Source organism: Halopseudomonas sp. 4NH20-0008 (assembly GCF_057548395.1).
Window position 1 is genome coordinate 117,679 of record NZ_BAAJMD010000010.1, and the last position, 23,105, is coordinate 140,783.

Sequence of the window (23,105 nt, forward strand, 5' to 3'; positions counted from 1 at the left end):
TTAGAGCCCTGCGTGCATAGGCAGAGCATGCGTAAGAAAAGAGTTGCAGCGTGCATAGGTTGCCGTAGCCTCTTCCAGCTTCCAGCTTCCAGCTTCCAGCTTCCAGCTTCCAGCTTCCAGCTTCCAGCTTTGGGCTATTCGCCTTCCTCGAAGTAATCGTTAATCAGCGCCAGCAGCTCGGCCATGGCCTGGTCGGCGTTGTCGCCTTCGCAGCTGATGCAGATTTCCGTGCCTTTGCTGGCGGCGAGCATCATCACTTGCATGATGCTTTTACCATCGACCAGCTTGTCCTCGCTGTTACCGATCCGTACCTGACAGCCGTGTCGGTTGGCGACACCGACGAATTTCGCCGCGGCACGGGCGTGCAGGCCAAGCTTGTTGATGATTTCTACGCGGGTGGTTGGCATGATTCAGGGCAAATCGCGGTGACGGATCAGCAGGTTCGAGACCTTGCCGGTGAGGTTCTGAACCAGACGTTCGGCGATATATACCGAGCGGTGGTGACCGCCAGTACAGCCAATGGCGATGGTCATGTAGCTGCGTTCGCCGGCGGCATAGCGAGGTAACCACTTTTCCAGAAAATGATGAATGTCCTGGTACATATCCTCTACCTCGGGTTGCGCTTCAAGGTAGTCACGGATGGCCTGGTCGCGGCCGGAAAAGGCACGCAACTCAGGCTTCCAGTAAGGATTGGGCAGGCAGCGCACATCGAATACCAGATCGGCATCAACCGGCACGCCGCGTTTGAAGCCAAAGGACTGCACCAATACCGATGGTCCATGGGCGCGAGTGCCGAGCAATCGTTGTTTAAGCAGGTCACGTAACTGGTACAGGGTCAGATGACTGGTATCGATCTTCAGGCTGGCCAGATCAATGATCGGCTCGAGCAATCTCAGTTCTTCAGCAATGGCTTCGCCCAGCGAATGATTCTGGTCGGTCAGCGGGTGTTTGCGCCGGGTTTCCGAGAACCGCTTGATCAGCACATCATCGGTTGCAGCCAGAAACAGCACATCGCAGTGTACGCCGGCATCACGCACCTGCTTGAGCAGTTCGGGGAAGCGTTTCAGGTCGCTGGGCAGGTTGCGCGCATCAATGCTGATGGCCACCTTGGGCAGTTCCAGTTCGGACAGATTGACCTGACGCGCCAGTTCCGGCAGCAAACCGGCCGGCAGGTTGTCGATGCAGTAGAAGCCGTTGTCTTCGAGCAGATGCAGCGCGGTACTCTTGCCGGAACCGGAGCGGCCACTGACCACAACCAGACGCATGGGGCTCAGCTTCCCGTCGCGCTGGTGGTCATGATGCGGTACAGGCTTTCAGCGTCCGGTGCGGCCCGCAGCGCTTCGCGCAGACTGGCCTGGTCGAGCTTCTCGGCCAGCATCTTGAGAATTTGCAGGTGCTGTTCGTTGGCTTCCTGGGGTACCAGCAGAACAAAGATCAGATCAACCGGTTGGCCATCGAGGGCGTCAAAGTCGATCTTGTCTTCCAGCTGCAGCAAGGCGCCGACAGCCTTGTGGCAGTCCAGCAGACGACAGTGAGGAATGGCGATGCCGTTGCCAAAGCCGGTTGAACCGAGCTTTTCACGGGCAATCAGGTTTTCATAGATGGCGTCCGGGTCCAGGTGGCTGTGCTGGGAGACCAGCTTGCCAATCTGTTCCAGTACGCGTTTTTTTGAAACCCCCTGCACACCGGCAAAGGTGCGCTCGGGGGTAAGTATGTGATCAATTTGCATGGTTTTGCGTCGGTTTGCCTTAGCGGTCGTTGACGCCCTGTTGGCGGTCGAGGTTCTTTTCCTTGTGCTTGATCAGTTGGCGATCCAGCTTGTCGACCAGCAGGTCAATGGCGGCGTACATGTCAGTATGTTCGCAGTTGGCGACGACTTCGCCGCCGGCAATATGCAGGGTCGCTTCGGCTTTCTGCCGCAGCTTTTCAACTTCCAGGGTAACCTGAACATTGGTGATCTTGTCGAAGTGTCGCTCCAATCGAGACATTTTCTCGTTCACGTACTCACGCATGGACTCGGTAATATCAACATGGTGACCGCTGAGATTCAGTTGCATACGTCTTCTCCTGTTGGACTGTGTGGCATGGGATATCCCAAGGTTATCCCATGGTGCCACGGGTAACGTACTGACTTCTTGATCCAGGCTGGTTAAACCAGCCTTTTGCGTTCGCTGGACGGAGCGATGTTCAGCGATTCGCGGTATTTGGCGATGGTGCGCCTTGCGACATCAATTCCTTGCTCTTCCAGTAAACCAGCGATCTTGCTGTCGCTCAATGGTTTCTTGGGGTTTTCTGCGGCGACCAGTTTCTTGATCAGGGCGCGAATCGCCGTGGACGAGAACTCACCGCCCTCGGCGGTGCCGACATGGCTGGAGAAAAAGTACTTGAGCTCGAATATGCCACGCGGGGTATGCATGTATTTTTGCGTGGTAACCCGCGAAATGGTTGACTCGTGCATGCCCACGGCCTCGGCAATATCATGCAGCACCAGTGGTTTCATGGCCTCTTCACCCTGCTCGAGAAAGCCGCGCTGATGCTCGACGATCTGCGTCGCGACTTTCATCAGGGTTTCGTTGCGGCTTTGCAGGCTTTTGATGAACCAGCGGGCTTCCTGCAGATGATTGCGCAGGTAGGTGTTGTCCTGGCTGGAGTCGGCGCGGCGGACCATGGACGCATAATGGTTGTTGACCCGGACCTTGGGCACGGCTTCCTGGTTCAGCTCGACTATCCAGCGGGCGTTGTCACGGCGCACGATCACATCCGGGATCACGTACTCAGGCTCGCCTGAGGCGATTTCCGAGCCGGGTCGGGGGTTGAGGGTCTGAATCAGACTGATGACCTTACCGAGTTGATCCTCCTTGAGTCGGGTGCGCCGCATGAGTTGGGCAAAGTCACGGCTGCCAAGCAGTTCGAGGTGGTCCTTGACTACCTTCATCGCCTGCTCCAGCAGCGGGGTATCGGCTGGCAACTGGCGCAGTTGCAACAGCAGGCATTCACTCAGGTTGCGAGCTGCGACACCGACCGGCTCGAACTGCTGAATACGGTGCAGGACCATTTCCACTTCATCCAGCTCGACCTCCAGTTCGGGGTCGAGTGAGGCAAGAATCTCGTCCAGGGATTCTTCCAGGTAGCCGTCGGCATTGATCGCATCAATCAGTGACAGAGCAATAATCTGGTCGGTTTCAGACAGGGGGATCAGGTTGAGCTGCCATTCCAGATGGCTTTGCAGGGTCTCACCGGTACCGGTACGGGCGGTAAAGTCCCACTCCTCATCATCGTTGCTTGGCAACGAGCTGGCCGAGGTCTGGTAGACATCGTCCCACTGGGTATCAACAGGCAGTTCGTTGGGGATCTGTTCGTTCCAGTTGCCTTCTTCTTCAGCCTGGCTGTGTTGCTCGATGGCGTCCATGGCCACCGGCTCCGGAATGGTCACTGCGGGCGCATCATCGCCGTCGGCTGCGCTGTCGGATCCGCCATTGCCGTAGTCGTCGTCACCCTCGTCAGCCATTTCCAGCATCGGATTGGCCTCCAGTGCCTCCTGAACCTCCTGCTGGAGATCCAGACTGGACAGCTGAAGCAGTCGGATGGCCTGCTGCAGCTGAGGTGTCATTGTCAGCTGCTGCCCCATCTTGAGGACGAGCGAGGGTTTCATGTTCAGACGACGTACCTTGTACTCAGGGTTGGACAGAATCCAGTGTGCTGGCCATGTGGCCAGCATGCCTTATTTGTAACCTATTTTACAGACGGAAGGCATGCCCCAGATAGACATCCCTTACGGTCTGGTTGGCCAGTACGGTATCGGCATCGCCTTCGGCAATGATGTGACCGTCATTGACAATATAGGCCTTGTCACAGATGTCGAGTGTTTCGCGCACATTATGATCGGTGATCAGCACGCCGATCCCCTTGTCCTTGAGATGCTTGATGATCAGTTTGATATCGTTGACCGAGATCGGGTCAACGCCGGCAAAGGGCTCGTCGAGCAGAATGAACTTGGGCTCGGTGGCCAGTGCACGGGCAATTTCAGCGCGCCGCCGTTCACCACCGGAGAGGCTCATGCCCAGACTGTCGGCCAGATGATGAATGTGAAATTCGCGCAGCAGGGATTCGAGTTTGCCTTCACGGCCCTGGCGATTGAGATCCTTGCGGGTCTCGAGAATCGCCATGATGTTGTCCGCTACGCTGAGCTTGCGGAAAATCGAGGCTTCCTGCGGCAGGTAGCCGATACCCTGGCGTGCTCTGCCGTGCATGGGCAGGCGGGTGACATCCACGCCGTCGACCAGAATGCTCCCCTCATCGGCCTTGACCAGGCCGACAATCATGTAGAAGCAGGTGGTTTTGCCTGCACCATTGGGGCCCAGCAGGCCAATGACTTCACCGCTCTTGATCGAGACCGACACGTCACGAACGACCTTGCGTGATTTGTAGGCCTTGGCCAGATGACGGGCTTCAAGTGTGGTCATGGCTGGGGTTCGCTGGTGTCGGTGCGACGACGGGGCTGAATGGTGATTTCGATGCGTGGCTGCTCGGCCCCGCTGGTACCACCGTTGCGCCCGGCATCGACAATCTGGCGATTGATGTCGTAGCTGATGTATTCGCCCTGAAAGGTATTGCCGTCTTGTTCCAGGAACGCGTTGTTGATCAGTACCACGCGCTCGGTATCGGCGTGGTATTCAATCGTGTTGCTGCGGGCCTTGACCGGGTTCTGATTGGCCCGTGGCGTCGATTCATAGCTGGCAGGGCTGCCTTCGCTGACGATCTTGCTGACCTGACCGTCGCTGTCGGTATTCAGCGTCACACGGCTACCGGTCAGGCGCATGCTGCCCTGGGTAATGATGACATTGCCGTTGTACACAGCCGTGCTCTGTCGTTCGTTGAGGGTTGCGCTGTTGGCCTGGATGCGGATGGGTTGGTTGGCATCGTCAGGCAGGGCCAGAGCCGTTGTCGGCCCGGATAACAAAACTAGAATACACAGGGTTTTAACGCGCCTCATGCTGACCTCGTACGGTGGACAGCAGCTCCAAGCGGCCGTCATTGAGATAAACCTTCATGCCGGTGGCAGTGGTAACGCTGCCGGCGGCCTCGATTCTAACGTCCTCGGCGGTCTCGGCATAATCCCGGTCCGGGAACAGCGTCAAGGCTTCGGTATTCATACGCGTTGTGGCCTGTGCGGGGTCGTCACGCTGCAGTATCACATTGCGCTCCAGATCAACGCGGTTGCCACCTTCAGCGGCACGCCCACTTTCCGCCTGCAACAGCCAGGGCAACGGTTCATTATCACGGAAAAACTGCAGTCGCGGTTCGGTCAGCAGGGTGCTGTCATCGTCACGCAGGTGTACGGCGCGTTCGCTGGTCAATTGGTAGGCGGTGGTACCCGCCTCATTCAGTTGCAAAATGCGCGTGTTGTGCATGAAAAAATCCGGTTGCGACGGATCGGTCACCAGTGGCAGCGGCGTGAAGCTGGCCGGCCGGATATTGAAGTAGCCGACCGCCAGTGCCAGTATCATGGCCAGTCCGACGAGTCCGCCAGTCAACAGATAGCGTGGAATCGACGGCATCAGAGGTAAGCCGCCCGGGCCGAGTCCAGGGTGCCCTGTGCCTGCATGATCAGCTCACAGAACTCGCGTGCCGCGCCAGCACCCCCATTGGCCAGGGTCACGCCATGGGCCTGCTCGCGGACAAAGACGTCGGCGCTGGCCACGGCGATACCCAGGCCCACACGGCGCATGACCGGTAGGTCGGGCAGGTCGTCACCAAGAAAGGCGATCTGTTCCAGCTCGACCGGCACAATCTGGCGCAGTTCGGCCAGGGCATTGAGTTTGTCTTCACGACCCTGAATAAGATGTTTGATGCCCAGGTTGGCGGCGCGACGTTCAACCAGCGGTGACTGCCGTCCACTGATGATGGCGACCTCGACACCTGAGGCCATGAGCATCTTGATGCCATGTCCGTCCAGGGTATTGAAGGATTTGAACTCAGTACCATCGGGCATGAAGAACAGGCGGCCGTCGGTCAGTACGCCGTCGACATCGAAAATCGCCAGGCGAATCTGGCTGGCGCGTGTCAGCAACTCATGGTTATGGCTCATACCACCCCCGCGCGAAGCAAGTCATGCATGTTCAAGGCGCCTACCGGTCGACCATCGGCATCGACAACAAAGAGTCCATTGATCTTGCTGTCCTCCATGACTTTCAGGGCTTCAGCAGCAAGAATGCCGTCGCGGACGGTCTTGCAGCGTGGGGTCATGAGCCGGGCCATGGTCAGGCTGTGGATATCGGCGCCCAGATCCAGCGTGCGGCGCAGGTCACCATCGGTAAAGATGCCGGCCAGCAGGCCGTTGTCATCGATCACCCCTGTCAGCCCCAGGCCCTTGCGGGTCATCTCCAGCAGGGCGTCACGCAGTGAACTCTCGGGGGAAACCAGCGGCATCCGTTCGGCGCTATGCATGATGTCATCCACCAGCAGTAGCAGGCGTCGGCCCAGGGTGCCGCCGGGATGGGAGAAGGCAAAATCCTCGGCGCTGAAGCCGCGGGCTTCAAGCAGGGCAATGGCCAATGCGTCGCCCATGACCAGAGCCGTGGTGGTGCTGGAGGTGGGCGCCAGATTCAGCGGACAGGCTTCCTGCTCAACGCCGGTATGCAGGTTGGCCAGGGCGGAGCGGGCCATGATGGATTCCGGGTTGCCGGTAATACTGATCAGCGGAACGCCCAGACGCTTGAGCAGCGGCAGCAGCGTGACGACTTCCGCGGTATTGCCTGAGTTGGACAGGGCAATCACCACGTCATCGCGGGTAATCATGCCCATGTCGCCGTGACTGGCTTCACCCGGATGAACAAAAAACGCTGGACTGCCCGTGCTGGCCAGGGTGGCAGCGAGCTTTTTGCCAATATGGCCGGACTTGCCCATGCCGGTCACGACTATCCGTCCCTTGCACTGCAGCAGTGCCTGGCAGGCCTTCACAAAGTGCTCGTCAAGGCGCGCCAACAAGCTATCTACAGCGTCACGTTCAAGGCGAATGCTGCGCTGGGCAGAGGCAATATAATCAAAATCAGGCATGGGCTCACGTGCTGTCTTGGGTCAGGCGAGCAAGTATAGCGTTTTGTTGCCAGCAACTCATCCGTTTGCCCAATGATAGTCACCTCGGCGCTAAATGAAGCATTGGCGATGGCGATATGGTTAACGAATATTGCCTGTGGAAAGTTGCACTGCGCTGGAGTGGCGGTGGTTTCGTGGGCAAGGGCGGCCAGACTCGACTAAGCGATTGATTCCTTTGGGGCACGTGGAGCCTTAGCTATTGCAAGAGGTGGTTGGCCTGCTAAATAGGCTGGCGCCTAATTGTTTGGCCGGTTACTTGGGCTGCACTGACCAAACTGTTATATTAGCGCGTTCAATTGGTCCGCCCTGTGCCGACAGCAACGGAAGCCATATCTTTTTATGACTGATTCTGAAGACTATATCGTTGACTTGAAGAAGGTCACCTTCAAGCGTGAAGGTCGCACTATTTTCAACGAGGTGGACATTCGCATACCGCGCGGCAAGGTCACCGGGATCATGGGGCCGTCCGGCTGTGGCAAAACCACGCTGCTGCGCCTGATTGGCGCCCAGTTACGGCCCGAGAGCGGCCAGGTGCTGGTCAATGGCCAGGACATCCCGAGGCTCAAACGCGAATCGCTGTTCGAGGCACGGCAGCACATGGGTATGCTGTTTCAGAGTGGTGCCCTGTTCACTGACCTGTCGGTCTATGAGAACGTTGCCTTTCCCTTGCGTGTGCATACCGAACTGAGCGAAGACATGATTCGCGATATCGTTCTGCTCAAGCTCCAGGCCGTTGGCTTGCGTGGCGCCAACAAGCTGATGCCCGATGAGCTGTCAGGCGGTATGAAGCGTCGTGTTGCGCTGGCACGTGCTATTGCCCTGGACCCCGAGCTGCTGATGTATGACGAACCCTTCGTCGGTCAGGATCCGATTTCCATGGGCGTGCTGGTGCGGCTGATCCGTCAGCTCAATGATGCGCTGGGGCTGACCAGTATTGTGGTCTCCCATGATCTGGCCGAAACCGCCAGTATTGCCGACTACTTATATGTGGTGGGTGACGGTCAGGTATTGGGTCATGGCAAGCCGGACGACCTGATGCACTCAGATAATCCACGCATTCGCCAGTTCATGATGGGTGAGCCGGACGGCCCGGTTCCCTTCCATTATCCGGCTGCGGGTTACATGGACGATTTGCTCAAGCGGGGTAGGCCGTAATGAAAACCCTGGCTGATCGGCTGGCGCTTCTGGGCGCTGCGGGTCTTGATGTAGTAGCAGGTCTGGGACGCTCGGGCGTCTTTCTGTTTCACGCCATCACAGGTCGCTCGAACTTTGGCAACGCCTGGACCTTGCTGGTCAAGCAGCTGTTTGCCGTTGGCGTGCTGTCGCTGGCTATCATCATCGTGTCCGGTCTGTTCATTGGCATGGTGCTGGCGCTGCAGGGTTACAACATCCTCAGCACCTATGGTTCCGAGCAGGCGGTTGGGCAAATGGTGGCACTGACCCTGTTGCGTGAACTCGGGCCGGTGGTTACGGCGCTGCTGTTTGCCGGGCGTGCCGGTTCGGCACTGACAGCCGAAATTGGCCTGATGAAGGCGACCGAGCAGCTGTCCAGCCTGGAAATGATCGGTGTTGATCCGCTCAAATATGTGATTGCCCCCCGTCTGTGGGCCGGTTTCATCTCCATGCCCCTGCTCGCCATGATCTTTTGTGTGGTCGGCATCTGGGGCGGCGCCATGGTCGCTGTAGACTGGCTGGGTGTGTATGCCGGCTCCTATTGGGCCAACATGCAGAACTCGGTCGAGTTCGGCAGTGATGTGCTCAATGGCCTGATCAAGGCGCTGGTATTTGCTTTTGTGGTGACCTGGATTGCGGTGTTCCAGGGTTATGACTGTGAGCCGACCTCTGAAGGCATCAGTCGTGCTACTACCCGTACTGTGGTCTATGCCTCACTGGCCGTACTCGGCCTGGACTTCATTCTCACTGCATTGATGTTCTGATCAGCCAAGGAAAACGAACATGCGTACCCGTACACTGGAATTGATTGTTGGATTGTTCATCCTGGTTGGTGTTCTGGCCCTGCTGGTACTGGCATTGCGCGTCAGCGGCCTGACCGTCAGTGCTACCGCCGACAGCTACAAGGTCTATGCACACTTTGACAATATTGCCGGTCTGACACCGCGTGCCAAGGTGACCATGGCCGGTGTCACCATAGGCCAGGTTACCCGTATCGAGTTTGACAAGAATCGCTATACCGGCAAGGTCGAGATGGCCATTAATGGCGACGTCAACACCCTGCCGTCAGACAGTACGGCCTCCATTCTGACTGCCGGTCTGCTGGGTGAAAAGTACATCGGCATCAGTGTCGGCGGGGAGGAAGAAATGCTGGCTGACGGCGATGAAATCTTCGACACCCAGTCGGCGCTGGTACTTGAGGAACTGATCGGTCGTTTTCTGCTCAATACTGTCAACAAAGACGAATAACCAGGAGTAGTGCCATGCGTAGCCTTATCAGTACCTTCGTTGTAGCTCTGCTGGCCATGCCATTGATGGCTCAGGGTAATGCGCCGACCCCTCAGCAGGTTGTCGAAGACACCTCCTCGCGGGTCATGCAGGTTCTGGATGCCAATCGTGAGACTTACCGCCAGGACACTGACGCCTTTATGCAAGGCCTGAATGAAGTCCTCGATCCTGTGGTGGATTTTCACGGCATTGCCCGCAGCGTCATGACCGTACGCTACAGTCGCCAGGCCAGTGATGAGCAGATGGAACGCTTCATTGAAACCTTCAAGCGCAGCATGGTGCAGTTCTACGGCAATGCCCTGCTGGAGTTTGACAGCGGTCAGATCAACGTGTTGCCTGCCTCGGACCGTGACCAGCAGTCTGCTGACCGCACCAGCGTCAATATGGAAATTCGCACGTCTAACGGCACCGTTTATCCGGTCACCTATACCATGGTTAACCTCGACGGGCAGTGGAAAGTGCGCAATGTGATTGTTGAAGGCATCAATATTGGTCTGCTGTTCCGCGACCAGTTTGCCCAGGCCATGCAGTCCAACCGCAATAATCTGGATGCGGTGATTGATGGCTGGGGCGGCGTTGTTGCCCAGTCCATCGAACAGGCTGAAAAAGAGGCCAAGCAGTGACAGCTCGGATAACCCAGGCGGAAAAAGGGGTCGTCAGCCTTGAGGGCGAAATCGACTTCTCGACCGCGATGGCCCTGCGTGAGGCGTTACAGCAGCAGGTTAAAGCGCTTTCAGGTGATCTGACGCTGGATATGTCCGGGGTGACCCGTGCCAACAGCGTCGGCTTGTCCCTGCTGTTGTTTGTTGCCCGCGAACTGGGCTCAAGCCGACACCTGCGGGTCCGCGCCATGCCAGCCGGACTGCAGAGTATTGCCCGGGTCTGTGAGCTGGACGACTGGCTCGAGACCCTGGCTGTTAATTGATCAAGCCGGTCGCCAGCAGGTGACCGGACTCACTGACTGATGGAATTTCTATGCAGGCGCAACAAGTTAAAGAGTTGATTGAAACCCGGCTGACGGACACCCGTGTCGAAGTCGAAGGAGAGGGCTGCAACTTTCAGTTGCTGGTTATCAGCGACAGCCTGGCGGCGCTGTCTCCGGTCAAACGTCAGCAACAGATTTATGCCTTGCTCAATGATCAGATTGCCGACGGCAGCATTCATGCTGTGACCATGAAATTCTTTACCCGCGAGGCCTGGGCCAACCGCGTTTGAATGCGTGCCTGGCCTGCTCCACTTTCTTACTACCTAGCCCCTGAGAGCGAGACGAACAATGGATAAACTGATGATCACCGGCGGTAATCGTCTCGATGGGGAAATTCGTATTTCCGGTGCCAAGAATGCCGCCCTGCCGATTCTCGCTGCGACCCTGCTGGCTGATGGCGCAGTGACCGTCTGCAACCTGCCGCACCTGCATGACATCACCACCATGATTGAGCTGTTCGGGCGCATGGGCATTCAGCCGGTGCTCGATGAAAAGATGAACGTCGAGGTCAACCCCACCACCATCAAGACCCTGGTGGCGCCTTACGAGCTGGTCAAGACCATGCGTGCCTCGATCCTGGTGCTGGGCCCGATGGTTGCGCATTTCGGTTATGCTGAAGTGGCACTGCCCGGCGGCTGCGCCATTGGTTCGCGGCCGGTCGACCTGCATATCCGCGGTCTCGAGGCCATGGGTGCCGAGATCAGCGTTGAGGCCGGTTATATCAAGGCCCGCGCCCCTGAGGGTGGCCTGCGTGGTGCACACTTCTTCTTTGATACCGTGACCGTGACCGGTACCGAAAACATCCTGATGGCTGCGACCCTGGCCAAGGGACGTACCGTGCTGGAGAACGCTGCGCGGGAACCGGAAGTCGTCGATCTGGCTGAGTGCTTGATTGCCATGGGTGCCAACATCAAGGGCCACGGTACCGACACCATCGTTATCGAGGGCGTGGAACGTCTGCACGGTGCCCGCCACTCGGTGATGCCCGACCGGATTGAAACAGGTACTTACCTTGTTGCGGCGGCGGCTACCCGTGGTCGTGTCAAACTTAAGGACACTGATGCCGCCTTCCTTGAAGCGGTGCTGCTCAAGCTGGAAGAGGCGGGCGCCCAGATCGATACCGGCAAGAACTGGATCAGTCTGGACATGAAGGGCAACCGGCCGCGCGCTATCAACCTGCGTACGGCGCCCTATCCGGCTTTCCCGACCGACATGCAGGCGCAGTTCATCGCCATGAACGCTGTGGCTGAAGGCACCGGCACGGTGATTGAAACCGTATTTGAAAACCGCTTCATGCATGTGCAGGAAATGAACCGAATGGGTGCGCATATCCTGGTCGAAGGCAATACCGCCATTGTCACCGGCGTCGAGCGCCTCAAGGGTGCCCCGGTCATGGCCACCGATCTGCGCGCCTCGGCGAGTCTGGTGATTGCCGGCCTGGTAGCCGATGGCGACACGCTGGTCGATCGCATCTACCACATCGACCGTGGATATGAATGTATTGAAGAAAAGCTGCAGGCGCTGGGTGGGATCATCCGCCGCGTCTCGGCCTGAGAGAAATGACATGACCGATACCCTGACCATTGCCCTGTCCAAGGGCCGGATTCTCGATGACACCCTGCCACTGCTGAAACTGGCGGGTATTGAACCCATTGAGGATCTGGAGAAAAGTCGCAAGCTGATTTTCGCCACCAGCGATCCCAGTGTGCGGCTGCTGATTGTCCGTGCCACCGATGTGCCGACCTATGTCGAACTGGGTGCGGCCGATCTGGGCGTGGCTGGCAAGGATGTGTTGATGGAGTACGGCAGCCAGGGCCTGTATGAACCACTGGATCTGAAAATTGCCAACTGCCGACTGATGACCGCCGGCCCGGTGAATACCCCGGAACCGACGGGACGTCTGCGGGTGGCCACCAAGTTTGTCAACGTGGCCAAACGTTACTATGCCGAGCAGGGCCGTCAGGTTGAAGTGATCAAGCTGTATGGCTCTATGGAGCTTGCCCCGCTGGTGGGTCTGGCGGACAAGATCATCGACGTGGTGGATACCGGTAACACCCTCAAGGCCAACGGTCTGGAACCGCAGGAACTGATTGCCACCATCAGCTCACGGCTGGTGGTCAACAAGGCTTCGATGAAAATGAAACATGCGCGCATCAAGGCGCTGATTGAACTGCTGGCTGCTGCTGTCGAACAGCGCGCAGCCTGAACCCCCGTCCCTGTTGCATAGGTGAATGCCATGAGTACGCCGCTGAACATTGCCCGTCTGGATGCCAATCAGGCGGACTTCAAGCAGCATCTGGATGCACTGTTGGCCTGGGAAGGCGTCTCCGACAAGGCCGTCAACGAGCGTGTCGAGGAAATCATTGCCGCCGTGCGCGCCCGTGGCGATGCCGCGCTGGTGGAATACACCGGTCGTTTTGATCAGCTGAATGTTACCAGCATGGCCGATCTGATCCTTGATCGTGCCCGTCTGGAATTGGCTCTGACCCGGATTACCCCGACGCAGCGCGAAGCGCTGGAGGTGGCTGCCGAGCGCGTACGCAGCTACCACGAAAAGCAGCTGCAACCCTCCTGGCGCTACACCGAGGCCGATGGCACCGTGCTGGGGCAGCAGATTACCCCGCTGGACCGTGCCGGTCTCTATGTGCCGGGCGGCAAAGCCTCCTATCCCTCGTCGGTATTGATGAATGCCATCCCGGCCAAGGTCGCTGGCGTTCGCGAAGTGGTCATGGTGGTACCGACCCCGCGTGGTGAGATCAACGAGCTGGTGCTGGCCGCTGCCTGTCTGGCCGGCGTAGACCGGGTCTTTACTCTGGGTGGTGCGCAGGCGGTTGCGGCATTGGCCTATGGCACCGAGAGCGTTCCCCAGGTTGACAAGATTGTTGGCCCCGGCAATATCTATGTGGCGACGGCCAAGCGTGCCGTGTTCGGTCAGGTGGGCATCGACATGATTGCCGGTCCCTCGGAGATTCTGGTGATCTGTGACGGCCAGACCGACCCTGACTGGATCGCTATGGACCTGTTTTCCCAGGCCGAGCACGACGAGAATGCCCAGTCCATTCTGCTGTCGCCGGACGCGGCCTTTCTCGATGCCGTCGAGGCCAGCCTGAACAAGCTGCTGGACAGCCTGGAGCGTGCCGACATGGTGCGTATCTCGCTGGATACCCGGGGCGCGTTGATCAAGGTCGACAGTCTGGAGCAGGCCTGCGAACTGTCCAACCGCATTGCCCCCGAGCACCTTGAGTTGTCGGTGGCCGATCCGGAGGCCCTGTTGCCATCCATCCGTCACGCTGGTGCGATCTTCATGGGGCGTTATACCCCCGAGGCGCTCGGTGACTACTGCGCCGGCCCGAACCACGTGTTGCCGACCTCGGGTACCGCGCGCTTTTCGTCACCACTCGGGGTGTATGACTTCCAGAAACGCTCGTCGATCATCTTCTGCTCGCCCGACGGCGCCTCTGAGCTCGGCAAAACCGCCTCGGTCCTGGCCCGCGGCGAATCGCTGACCGCGCACGCACGCAGCGCGGAATACCGCATAAAGCCCTAGCGGCAAGCCACAAGCGGCAAGCGGCAAGTGTATCGGTGCAGCCTGCACGGTCAGCTTGTAGCTTGGCGCTTGTGGCTTGCAGCTTAATTGAGGATTGATCTGTGAGCCGTTTCTGGAGTCCTTTTGTCAAGAACCTGGTGCCCTATGTGCCAGGTGAGCAGCCCAAGATCGATAATCTGGTCAAGCTCAACACCAACGAGAACCCCTTCGGCCCCTCGCCGCAGGTGATTGACGCGATTCGGGCGGTGCTGGATGACAGTCTGCGTCTGTATCCCGCACCCAATTGCGATGCGCTGAAGGCCGGTATAGCCAGCTACTACGGGGTCAAAAGCGAGCAGGTATTTGTTGGTAATGGCTCGGATGAGGTGTTGGCGCATGTGTTCCATGGCCTGTTCCAACACGACAAGCCCCTGCTGTTTCCAGATATCAGCTACAGCTTCTACCCGGTCTACTGCGGGCTGTATGGCATTCAGGCAAAGATGCTGCCGCTGGCCGAGGATTTCAGTATCAACCCGGCGGATTACAGCCAGCCTAACGGCGGCGTCATCTTCCCCAACCCCAATGCGCCAACCGGCATGGCGCTGGGACTGGCCCAGATCGAGCAGATACTGCAGGCCAATCCGGATTCGGTAGTGGTTGTGGATGAGGCCTATGTCGACTTTGGCGCGCAGACGGCCATCAGCCTGGTTGATCGCTATCCCAATCTGCTGGTGACCCAGAGCCTGTCCAAATCCCGCAGTCTGGCGGGGTTACGGGTCGGGCTGGCGGTCGGGCATGCAGATCTGATCGAGGCGCTGGAGCGCATCAAGAACAGCTTCAACTCCTACCCGCTGGATCGCCTGGCGTTGGCCGGGGCCGAGGCCGCCTTTGCCGATAACGATTATTTCGAGATGACCCGCAATGCGGTGATAGACAGTCGTGAACGACTGACCAGTCAACTACAGGCCCTGGGTTTCGAGGTCTTGCCATCGGCGGCCAATTTCGTTTTTGCTCAGCACCCGCAGCATGATGCAGCGGCCCTGGCACAGGGCCTGCGCGAGCGACGCATCATTGTCCGGCACTTTGCCAAGCCGCGCATCGATCAGTTCCTGCGCATTACCATCGGCACGCCGGAACAGAACCTCAAACTGGTTGAGGCGCTCGGCGAACTGCTCTGAACCTTACTGGCTGCGGAAGCTCGGTCGGACGCCGACTTCCGCCTTGAACTGCAGGGGCTGGCCATTGCGCAGAATGTCCAGGGTCACAGCCTGGCCAGGATTGGCGCGGGCCACCTGGTTCATGGCCTGTCGGCCGGTGCCCGAAGGCTGACCGTCAATACGCAAAATCACATCCCCCGGCAGCAGACCGGCCAGCCAGGCCGGGCCTTCGCGATACAGCCCGGAAATCACGATGCCCTCGCGGATATCAATACCAAAGGACTCTGCCAGCTCCGGCGTCAGTGGCTGCACCTCCACCCCCAGCCAGCCGCGAATCACCCGGCCCTGATTGATAATGGCCTGCATGACCTCAACGGCCAGCTTCACCGGAATGGCAAAGCCGATACCCTGTGAACCACCGGATTGCGAAAAGATGGCGGTATTGATGCCGATCAGATTGCCATGCGCATCAATCAGGGCGCCGCCCGAGTTGCCCTGGTTGATTGCTGCATCGGTCTGGATAAAGTCCTCATAGGTATTGAGGCCAAGCTGGTTGCGCCCGGTGGCGCTGACAATGCCCATGGTCACGGTCTGACCCAGGCCAAAGGGGTTGCCGATGGCCATGACCACATCGCCGATACGCTGCTCGTCGGCCTGGCTGATGGAGACCGCAGGCAAATCCGGCAGATCAATCTTGAGGACCGCCAGATCGGTTTCCGGGTCGGTGCCGATCAGTGTCGCCAGGGCCTCGCGACCATCGCGCAGGGCCACCAGAATCTGGTCGGCACCGGCAATCACATGGTTATTGGTCAGCAGATAACCGTCGGGATTCAGAATCACTGCCGAGCCCAGACTGGACTGGCGTCGTGCCGGTGCGGGCATGTTGTCGGAGTAATCGCGCAGGGTCGGATTGCGAAAGGCCGGATTCTCGCTGGCCGTGGCGGGCTTGCTGGTATAGATGTTGGCAACGGCGGGCGCTGCACGTGCAACCGCTGCACTGTAGGAGTAGGGGCCATTGCTGACGGTATTGGCGCCAGAGGCGGCCTGCAGAGGCAGATCGCGCGCGGGAAGCCCCAGCCACTGCGGGTAAATCTGGCTGATCAGCAAGGCAATCAATACCCCACATACCGCGGGCCAGCCCCAGTTGCGCAACAATAGGTTCATCCGTTCCATCCTGAAAGTGCCGCTGCCAGCATGCGGCTTACTGGCAGAGAGTATATGATGAAAGACCGCATAATACAGTGACGCTGCGCACATGCACCGCCGCTGTTGCGAATATCACCCTACCGACAACGCGAGGTTTGCATGGTCGAACGCAGTGAACTGGTCAGCTATTGCGACAGCCTGCTGGACAGTCCGGCTTTTCAGGACTATTGCCCCAATGGTTTGCAGGTGGAAGGGCGCACGCAGCTTCGCCGGTTGATTACTGGCGTTACCGCCAGCCAGGCTCTGGTTGACGCTGCAGTGGCTGCGGGTGCTGACCTGTTGCTGGTGCACCATGGCTATTTCTGGCGTGGCGAATCAGCCTCGGTGACGGGTATCAAGCAGCGCAGACTCAAGGCCCTGTTGCTCAATGACATTAACCTGCTGGCCTATCACCTGCCGCTGGATGTCCACCCGCAGCTGGGCAACAACGTACAGTTGGCCGAGCTGATGGGCTGGCAGATACAGGGTGGACTGGAGCCCGGCAATCCCCGTTCGGTGGGTTTGCATGGTGAGTTGCCCGAGGCGTTGGCCGCCACCGATCTGGCAGGCCAACTGGCCGCTGCACTGCGCCGCGAACCGCTGCACATTGCCGGCAACGACCGGCCGATCAAACGAATCGCCTGGTGTACCGGCGCCGCACAGGGCTATATCGACAAGGCCATCGCCCTGGGGGTGGATGCCTTTGTCACCGGCGAAGTCTCCGAACCCACAGTGCATGCCGCGCGGGAAAATGGCATCCACTTCTTCGCCGCCGGCCACCACGCCACCGAACGTTACGGCGTCAAAGCGCTGGGCCAGCACCTGGCGGAACGGTTCGGGTTGGAGCATGAGTTTATTGACATTGATAATCCGGTCTGAGCCTGGCGGCTAGCCGCAAGCGACAAGCCATAAGCTGCAAGTAAAAGCAAAAACGATAAGCCCGGAAGACCAGTTTGCAATGTTTCAGAGGTGCAAAGAGTAGGTTTTAGCTTGTCGCTTGTCGCTTGAAGCTTGCCGCTGGGGTATATGCTTATAGCCCAAGGTTCTTGATTACCTGCTTATTATAAGAAACTCTCTTTGCTACAATGCGGCATCCAATTTCGGGAAGCAGCACATTCCCCTTTTGATCGTGAGTACGCCATGCTGGAAAAAATGACCCATTTGAAGCAACTGGAAGCGGAAAGTATCCACATCATTCGTGAAGTGGCGGCCGAGTTTCAGAATCCGGTGATGCTTTATTCGATCGGTAAAGACTCCGCTGTGATGCTGCATCTGGCGCGCAAGGCCTTTTATCCAGGCAAGCTGCCTTTCCCGGTGCTGCATGTGGACACCGGCTGGAAATTCCAGGAGATGTACAAATTTCGCGCCAAGATGGTCGAGGAAATGGACCTCGATCTGTTGGTGCACCAGAATGCTGAAGGTTTGGCTCAGAACGTTAATCCCTTCACCCATGGCAGCGCGGTACACACCGACGTGATGAAGACCCAGGCGCTCAAGCAGGCGCTGGACAAGTACGGGTTTGATGCGGCCTTTGGTGGCGCACGTCGCGACGAGGAAAAGTCGCGGGCCAAGGAGCGGGTTTACTCCTTCCGTGACAAGCATCACCGCTGGGACCCGAAGAACCAGCGTCCGGAACTCTGGAACATTTACAACGGCAAGGTTCACAAGGGCGAAAGCATCCGTGTGTTCCCGCTGTCGAACTGGACCGAGCTGGATATCTGGCAATACATCTACCTGGAAAGCATTCCGATTGTGCCTCTGTACCTGGCTGCGGAGCGTCCGGTTGTCGAGCTGAATGGCACTCTGGTGATGATCGATGACGATCGCATCCTGCAGTACCTCACACCCGAGCAGAAAGCCAGCATCCATAACCGCCTGGTGCGCTTCCGCACTCTGGGTTGTTACCCGCTGACCGGCGCCGTCGAATCCGCAGCCGATACCCTCCCGGATATCATCCAGGAAATGCTGCTGGCCAAGACCTCGGAACGCCAGGGCCGCGTCATCGACCACGATTCCTCCGGATCGATGGAAGAGAAGAAGCGGCAGGGCTACTTCTAGCCGAAGGCTAGAAGTAGCGGCAAGCCGCAAGTGGCAAGCTGCAAGTATTTGAAGTCGCTGTAAGAGTGCTTTTTAAGGCAACAGGGAGGTTGCTGATGGATTTTGAAAAGCTGGAGGTATGGCGTCGAAGTAAAGCGCTTTCGGTAGCCATGTACCGTGCGCTAGCCGATTGCCCGGACTACGGTTTTCGAAATCAACTGACGCGATCAGCCCTATCTGTCCCCAGCAACATAGCTGAAGGCATGGAGCGGGCTGGCAATTCAGAGAAACGGTATTTTCTCAGTGTTGCGAAAGGGTCTTGTGCAGAAGTCAGGACCCAGCTGATGGTAGGGCAGGAAATTGACTATTTGGATGAGGCGCTAGCGGCGTACTGGATAGATGAAACCCGTGAGCTGTCGCGCATGCTGACAGGCTTGATTAACCGAATTACTGAATAACTGCACGGACAGCTTGTTGCTTGTCGCTTGCAGCTTGGAGCTAGTGAATGAGTCATCAATCAGATCTAATCAGCGAAGACATTCTGGCCTACCTGGCCCAGCACGAGCGTAAGGAACTGTTGCGCTTTCTGACCTGCGGCAACGTTGACGATGGCAAAAGTACGCTGATCGGGCGCTTGCTGCATGACTCCAAGATGATCTATGAAGATCATATGGAGGCGATCAGCCGCGACTCGAAGAAGTCCGGTACCACTGGTGAGGAAGTGGACCTGGCGCTGCTGGTCGATGGCTTGCAGGCTGAGCGTGAGCAGGGCATCACCATTGATGTGGCGTACCGCTATTTCTCCACCACCAAGCGCAAGTTCATCATTGCCGACACCCCCGGCCATGAGCAGTACACCCGTAACATGGCCACGGGTGCTTCGACCTGTGATCTGGCGATCATCTTGATTGACGCCCGTTACGGCGTGCAGACCCAGACCAAACGGCACAGCTTCATTGCCTCGTTGTTGGGCATCAAGCACATCGTGGTCGCCGTCAACAAAATGGATCTGAAAGACTTCGACGAAGGTGTATTCAACCAGATCTGTGCCGACTACCGCAGTTTTGCCGAAGGCCTTGAAACCCTGGACGGCAACAGCGTGCACTTTGTCCCCATGTCGGCGCTCAAGGGCGACAACGTGGTCAACCGCAGTGAGCGTAGCCCCTGGTATAGTGGCCAGACGCTGATGGAAATCCTCGAAACCGTGGAGCTCTCAGCCGACCGTAACCTCAGCGACCTGCGCTTCCCGGTACAGCTGGTTACCCGTCCGAACCTGAACTTCCGTGGTTTTGCCGGCACCCTGGCCTCAGGCGTGGTGCACAAGGGTGATGAGCTGGTGGTCCTGCCCTCGGGCAAGAGCAGCCGGGTCAAATCCATCGTCACTTTCGACGGCGAGTTGGAAAGTGCCGGCCCCGGCCAGGCCGTGACCCTGACGCTTGAAGATGAAATTGATATTTCCCGTGGCGACGTGCTGGCGCATGTGGACAACCGTCCGCTGATTGGCGACCAGTTCGAAGCCGATCTGGTGTGGATGGCCGATCAGCCCATGCAGCCGAGCCGCAAATACGATATCAAGCGCGCTACCAGCTACAGCCCGGGTTCCTTTACCCAGATTGTCCATCGTATTGATGTCAACACCCTGGACAAGCAGGCCGCGGGTCAACTGGGTCTGAATGAAATCGGTCGCGTACAGCTGTCCCTGGAGCGCCCGATTGCCTATGACGATTACCGCGCCAACCGCACCAGCGGCGCCTTTATCGTCATCGACCGCATGACCAATGGTACCGTGGGTGCCGGCATGATCGTCGCCAAGGGCCTGCTCGGACAGAACACCAGTGGCAGCCGTCATGGTGGTTTTGCTCACGTCACGGCCAGTGAGCGCGCCCAGCGCTTTGGTCAGGAGCCGGTTACCCTGTTGTTTACCGGTCTTTCCGGCGCGGGCAAGAGCACCATCGCCTACGCACTGGAGCGCAAGCTGTTTGATGCTGGCCGTGCCTGTTATGTGCTGGACGGCAAGGCGCTGCGCCAGGACCTGAGCAAGGGTCTGAGCCAGGATGCTGCCGGCCGTGCAGAAAACCTGCACAAGGGTGCACGCATTGCCCGTCAGCTCAACGAAGCCGGTCTGATTGCCATTGGTGCCTTTGTTGCGCCGACCAAGGCCAGCCGTGACACCGCACGCTATATTCTCGGCGAGCGTTGTTTGCTGATCCACCTCGATGCCCCGCTTGAGCTGTGCCAGCAGCGCGATCCGTCGGGTCTTTATGCGGCCAACGTTGAAGGCACTGTGCCTGGCGTGTCCTACCCCTATGAAGCGCCTGAAAACGCGGATCTGGTGCTGAGCACCGCTGAGCTGAACCTTGAACAGTGTGTCGACCGGGTGGTGGGCCTGCTGCGCGAGCGCGGTCTGATCTGATCAGGCCGCCGGTGTGACGCCCGCCGACATTGATTTTATGCGCCAAGCTCTGGACCAGGCCCAACAGGCTGCGGTCCTGGGAGAGGTGCCGGTGGGTGCGGTTTTGGTGCGTAATGGCCAGGTGATCGGCAGTGGCTTCAACCAGCCGATCAGCAGCCATGATCCCAGTGCCCATGCCGAAATGGTTGCCCTGCGCGCTGCTGCTCAGGCCGAGGGCAACTATCGCCTTCCCGATACCACCCTGTATGTGACTCTGGAGCCCTGCACCATGTGTGCCGGGCTGCTGATCCACAGCCGCATCAAACGCCTGGTCTACGGCGCCACCGAGCCCCGCGCCGGCGCCATCGCCAGCCAATCCCACGTCCTCGCCCAACCCTGGATGAATCACCGGATCGAGGTGGAGGGGGGCGTGTTGGCAGAGGAGTGTGGGGCGATTCTCAAGGCATTTTTTAAGGGGCGAAGGTAGGTTTAAGTTATTAGCTTGAAGCTTGAAGTTGCCCGTGCAGTTCGAGAAACGTGCGAAAGGTAGCTTGTTTTGGGTTGACGGCAGTCAGGCTAGGCCCAAACTTTTCCAGCTTCCAGCTTCCAGCTTCCAGCTTCCAGCTTCCAGCTTCCAGCTTCCAGCTTCCAGCTTCCAGCTTCCAGCTTCCAGCTTTAAAAGCCTTGCGGGAGTTGCTCCAAGATCCCCGGCGCATGGTATTGATCAGCGTCGGTGGTATCCATTTCCGATTGCGGTTGGGTTACCCATTGCAGGATTTCGTGGTAGCGGCGGATGTTCTGCACGTAATGCACAGGTTCGGCGCCGCGGGCGTAGCCGTAACGGGTCTGGGTGTACCATTCCTTCTTCGAGAGCAAAGGCAGGTGGTCCTTGACGTCAACCCAGCGATTGGGGTCGCGGCCATTGTTGCGGGTCAGGTTACGGGCGTCGTCAAGGTGGCCGATGCCGACGTTATAGGCCGCCATGGCGAACCAGGTGCGGTCAGGCTCGGGGATGTCGGTGGGCAGTTGATCGCGCACCCAGACCAGATAGCGGGCGCCGCCAAAGATGCTTTGCTTGGGGTCAATGCGGTTGGTGACGCCAACAAAGCGCGCAGTCGGCAAGGTCAGCATCATCAAGCCACGCACGCCAGTAAACGACACCGCATCCGGATCCCAGAGCGATTCCTGATAGCCCATGGCGGCCAGCAGGCGCCAGTCCAGCCCGTACTGATCGCCGGCCTGACGGAACAGCGTCTCATAGCGCGGCAGGCGTTGCTGCATATGCCGGGCAAAGGCCCGCGCACCCACGTAATCCAGTACATCCGAGTGGCCGTAGAAGCGCTCGATCAGTTGGTCCAGCGTGCCGTCACTGCGAATACTCTCAAAGTAGGCATTCACCGCCTGTTGCAGGCTGTCTTCGGCGTCATTGGGCAATGCCCAGGCCATCGGCCTGGCATCGGACAGGTCAAAGCCGACACGCACCGCGGGGTAAAAGGCCTGGTTGACCACCAGCTCGTTGGAATAGACCACAGCGTGATCAATCTCGTTGTCGTTGACCAGCCGCAGCAGATCCACCACCTCTACCGCATCGGACTCTTCAAACACCAATTGCGGATGCTCGGTCTGCAGGGCGCGCAACTGGTCGGCCAGGGTGCTGCCACGCAAGACCATGATGCGTTTGTCGTACAGGTCTTCCAGTGAGCGTGGCTGGCGGCCGCCACGGCGATAGACCACCTGGGGGATCACATCCAGATAAGGGTCGGAGAAGCGCACCTGATCACTGCGTTGCGGATTCACGGTAACCCCGGCGGCGGCGATATGCGGGCCATCTTCCTCGGCCAGTTGCCGATACAGGTCATCCAGGGTGTTGGTGGTCAGCATCTGCAGATCAAGATTCAGGCTGTCGGCAAAGCGCTTGGCCAGCTCGTATTCCAGCCCGGTATCGCCATGCCGGTCCTGATAATAGGTGGTCGGCGTATTGCGCGTGATCACCCGCAGCGTGCCGTCTTCACGGATCTGCTCCATGCGCGATGCCGGCTCGCCACAGGCGCTGAGCAGCAGGGCACTGAGCAGGGCGGCCAACAGGGGCAGCGGGGCGGGGCGAATCAACGGGGATGACATGGGCCCAGTATAGGCAAAAGCGTTGGTCGGCAATAGCGTCAAAACATTGCGTTTTCTGTCCGCCCGGTGGCATGGCTCAAAGGGCCTTCATGGGGTATCCTATGCGCCTTCTTTTTCCACCTGTTCAGTATCCCGAGGCCGAAACCA

At 58.6% G+C, this 23,105-nt stretch carries 27 protein-coding genes; 15 read left to right on the top strand and 12 right to left on the bottom strand.

The features are described 5' to 3' along the window. Positions 1-134: 134 nt before the first annotated feature. The 10 genes from AC27HQ_RS11640 to AC27HQ_RS11685 all read right to left on the bottom strand — a co-directional run bounded on the left by AC27HQ_RS11640 (position 135) and on the right by AC27HQ_RS11685 (position 7,056). Positions 135-407: an HPr family phosphocarrier protein gene (locus AC27HQ_RS11640; protein ID WP_487156333.1), complete on the bottom strand. Its 273-nt coding sequence runs from the start codon at positions 405-407 to the stop codon at positions 135-137. A gap of 3 nt (positions 408-410) precedes the next feature. Further along, a complete protein-coding gene (rapZ, locus tag AC27HQ_RS11645) occupies positions 411-1,265 on the bottom strand; it encodes an RNase adapter RapZ (RefSeq protein WP_487156334.1) in 855 nt (284 codons plus the stop codon). Positions 1,266-1,270: 5 nt separating this feature from the next. Beyond that, the gene (gene ptsN / locus AC27HQ_RS11650; RefSeq protein WP_487156335.1) at positions 1,271-1,729 is read right to left on the bottom strand and encodes a PTS IIA-like nitrogen regulatory protein PtsN; all 459 of its coding nucleotides are present in this window, start codon (positions 1,727-1,729) and stop codon (positions 1,271-1,273) included. Positions 1,730-1,748: 19 nt separating this feature from the next. Next, entirely contained in the window at positions 1,749-2,057 is a 309-nt protein-coding gene (hpf, locus tag AC27HQ_RS11655; RefSeq protein ID WP_487156336.1) for a ribosome hibernation promoting factor, read from the bottom strand. Between the two features lie 92 nt (positions 2,058-2,149). Further along, positions 2,150-3,652 carry an RNA polymerase factor sigma-54 gene (locus tag AC27HQ_RS11660; protein WP_487156337.1) on the bottom strand — a complete coding sequence of 501 codons (1,503 nt, stop codon included), beginning with the start codon at positions 3,650-3,652 and terminating at the stop codon, positions 2,150-2,152. An 85-nt stretch (positions 3,653-3,737) separates the two neighbouring features. Next, the gene (lptB, locus tag AC27HQ_RS11665) at positions 3,738-4,463 is read right to left on the bottom strand and encodes an LPS export ABC transporter ATP-binding protein (protein WP_487156338.1); all 726 of its coding nucleotides are present in this window, start codon (positions 4,461-4,463) and stop codon (positions 3,738-3,740) included. Then, entirely contained in the window at positions 4,460-4,993 is a 534-nt protein-coding gene (gene lptA / locus AC27HQ_RS11670) for a lipopolysaccharide transport periplasmic protein LptA (RefSeq protein ID WP_487156339.1), read from the bottom strand. Before lptA ends, lptB begins: the two co-directional genes overlap by 4 nt. Further along, positions 4,980-5,558: an LPS export ABC transporter periplasmic protein LptC gene (gene lptC / locus AC27HQ_RS11675; protein ID WP_487156340.1), complete on the bottom strand. Its 579-nt coding sequence runs from the start codon at positions 5,556-5,558 to the stop codon at positions 4,980-4,982. The genes lptA and lptC overlap by 14 nt, the downstream gene beginning before the upstream one ends. Next, positions 5,558-6,088 carry a KdsC family phosphatase gene (locus AC27HQ_RS11680; protein ID WP_487156341.1) on the bottom strand — a complete coding sequence of 177 codons (531 nt, stop codon included), beginning with the start codon at positions 6,086-6,088 and terminating at the stop codon, positions 5,558-5,560. Before AC27HQ_RS11680 ends, lptC begins: the two co-directional genes overlap by 1 nt. Further along, a complete protein-coding gene (locus AC27HQ_RS11685; RefSeq protein WP_487156342.1) occupies positions 6,085-7,056 on the bottom strand; it encodes a KpsF/GutQ family sugar-phosphate isomerase in 972 nt (323 codons plus the stop codon). The genes AC27HQ_RS11680 and AC27HQ_RS11685 overlap by 4 nt, the downstream gene beginning before the upstream one ends. Before the next feature lie 378 nt (positions 7,057-7,434). Between AC27HQ_RS11685 and AC27HQ_RS11690 the strand changes: the two genes are divergently transcribed. The 10 genes from AC27HQ_RS11690 (at position 7,435) to hisC (ending at position 15,244) form a co-directional block, all read left to right on the top strand. Continuing rightward, positions 7,435-8,250 carry an ABC transporter ATP-binding protein gene (locus tag AC27HQ_RS11690; protein WP_487156343.1) on the top strand — a complete coding sequence of 272 codons (816 nt, stop codon included), beginning with the start codon at positions 7,435-7,437 and terminating at the stop codon, positions 8,248-8,250. Then, on the top strand, positions 8,250-9,032 hold the full coding sequence (mlaE, locus tag AC27HQ_RS11695) for a lipid asymmetry maintenance ABC transporter permease subunit MlaE (protein ID WP_487156344.1): 783 nt from the start codon (positions 8,250-8,252) through the stop codon (positions 9,030-9,032). Before AC27HQ_RS11690 ends, mlaE begins: the two co-directional genes overlap by 1 nt. 19 nt (positions 9,033-9,051) lie before the next feature. After that, complete coding sequence (mlaD, locus tag AC27HQ_RS11700; RefSeq protein ID WP_487156345.1) at positions 9,052-9,516, top strand: outer membrane lipid asymmetry maintenance protein MlaD; 465 nt, start codon at positions 9,052-9,054, stop codon at positions 9,514-9,516. A gap of 14 nt (positions 9,517-9,530) precedes the next feature. After that, positions 9,531-10,178 carry an MlaC/ttg2D family ABC transporter substrate-binding protein gene (locus tag AC27HQ_RS11705; protein WP_487156346.1) on the top strand — a complete coding sequence of 216 codons (648 nt, stop codon included), beginning with the start codon at positions 9,531-9,533 and terminating at the stop codon, positions 10,176-10,178. Next, a complete protein-coding gene (locus AC27HQ_RS11710; RefSeq protein ID WP_487156347.1) occupies positions 10,175-10,480 on the top strand; it encodes an STAS domain-containing protein in 306 nt (101 codons plus the stop codon). The genes AC27HQ_RS11705 and AC27HQ_RS11710 overlap by 4 nt, the downstream gene beginning before the upstream one ends. Before the next feature lie 50 nt (positions 10,481-10,530). Continuing rightward, positions 10,531-10,770, top strand: coding sequence for a BolA family protein (locus AC27HQ_RS11715; protein ID WP_487156348.1), 240 nt, complete (start codon positions 10,531-10,533; stop codon positions 10,768-10,770). A gap of 58 nt (positions 10,771-10,828) precedes the next feature. Further along, entirely contained in the window at positions 10,829-12,094 is a 1,266-nt protein-coding gene (gene murA, locus AC27HQ_RS11720) for a UDP-N-acetylglucosamine 1-carboxyvinyltransferase (protein WP_487156349.1), read from the top strand. A 10-nt stretch (positions 12,095-12,104) separates the two neighbouring features. Next, complete coding sequence (hisG, locus tag AC27HQ_RS11725; RefSeq protein ID WP_487156350.1) at positions 12,105-12,746, top strand: ATP phosphoribosyltransferase; 642 nt, start codon at positions 12,105-12,107, stop codon at positions 12,744-12,746. A gap of 30 nt (positions 12,747-12,776) precedes the next feature. Further along, positions 12,777-14,087 carry a histidinol dehydrogenase gene (hisD, locus tag AC27HQ_RS11730; RefSeq protein ID WP_487156351.1) on the top strand — a complete coding sequence of 437 codons (1,311 nt, stop codon included), beginning with the start codon at positions 12,777-12,779 and terminating at the stop codon, positions 14,085-14,087. Between the two features lie 101 nt (positions 14,088-14,188). Beyond that, a complete protein-coding gene (gene hisC, locus AC27HQ_RS11735; protein ID WP_487156352.1) occupies positions 14,189-15,244 on the top strand; it encodes a histidinol-phosphate transaminase in 1,056 nt (351 codons plus the stop codon). A 3-nt stretch (positions 15,245-15,247) separates the two neighbouring features. Here hisC and AC27HQ_RS11740 read toward each other — a convergent pair whose 3' ends face one another. Further along, positions 15,248-16,387 (bottom strand): S1C family serine protease, encoded by a 1,140-nt coding sequence (locus AC27HQ_RS11740; protein WP_487156353.1) that lies wholly within the window; start codon positions 16,385-16,387, stop codon positions 15,248-15,250. 141 nt (positions 16,388-16,528) lie between these two features. On the opposite strand from AC27HQ_RS11740, the gene AC27HQ_RS11745 reads away from it, so the two are divergent. The 5 genes from AC27HQ_RS11745 to tadA all read left to right on the top strand — a co-directional run bounded on the left by AC27HQ_RS11745 (position 16,529) and on the right by tadA (position 21,324). Continuing rightward, entirely contained in the window at positions 16,529-17,287 is a 759-nt protein-coding gene (locus tag AC27HQ_RS11745; protein WP_487156354.1) for a Nif3-like dinuclear metal center hexameric protein, read from the top strand. Between the two features lie 261 nt (positions 17,288-17,548). Then, positions 17,549-18,466, top strand: coding sequence for a sulfate adenylyltransferase subunit CysD (gene cysD / locus AC27HQ_RS11750; RefSeq protein WP_487156355.1), 918 nt, complete (start codon positions 17,549-17,551; stop codon positions 18,464-18,466). Between the two features lie 95 nt (positions 18,467-18,561). Then, on the top strand, positions 18,562-18,903 hold the full coding sequence (locus tag AC27HQ_RS11755; protein ID WP_487156356.1) for a four helix bundle protein: 342 nt from the start codon (positions 18,562-18,564) through the stop codon (positions 18,901-18,903). Between the two features lie 47 nt (positions 18,904-18,950). Further along, positions 18,951-20,858, top strand: a complete 1,908-nt coding sequence (gene cysN, locus AC27HQ_RS11760) for a sulfate adenylyltransferase subunit CysN (RefSeq protein WP_487156357.1) — start codon at positions 18,951-18,953, stop codon at positions 20,856-20,858. A gap of 37 nt (positions 20,859-20,895) precedes the next feature. Further along, the gene (gene tadA / locus AC27HQ_RS11765; RefSeq protein ID WP_487156374.1) at positions 20,896-21,324 is read left to right on the top strand and encodes a tRNA adenosine(34) deaminase TadA; all 429 of its coding nucleotides are present in this window, start codon (positions 20,896-20,898) and stop codon (positions 21,322-21,324) included. Positions 21,325-21,512: 188 nt separating this feature from the next. On the opposite strand, the gene mltF is transcribed toward tadA, so the two are convergent. Continuing rightward, entirely contained in the window at positions 21,513-22,958 is a 1,446-nt protein-coding gene (gene mltF, locus AC27HQ_RS11770) for a membrane-bound lytic murein transglycosylase MltF (RefSeq protein ID WP_487156358.1), read from the bottom strand. Between the last annotated feature and the right edge of the window lie 147 nt (positions 22,959-23,105).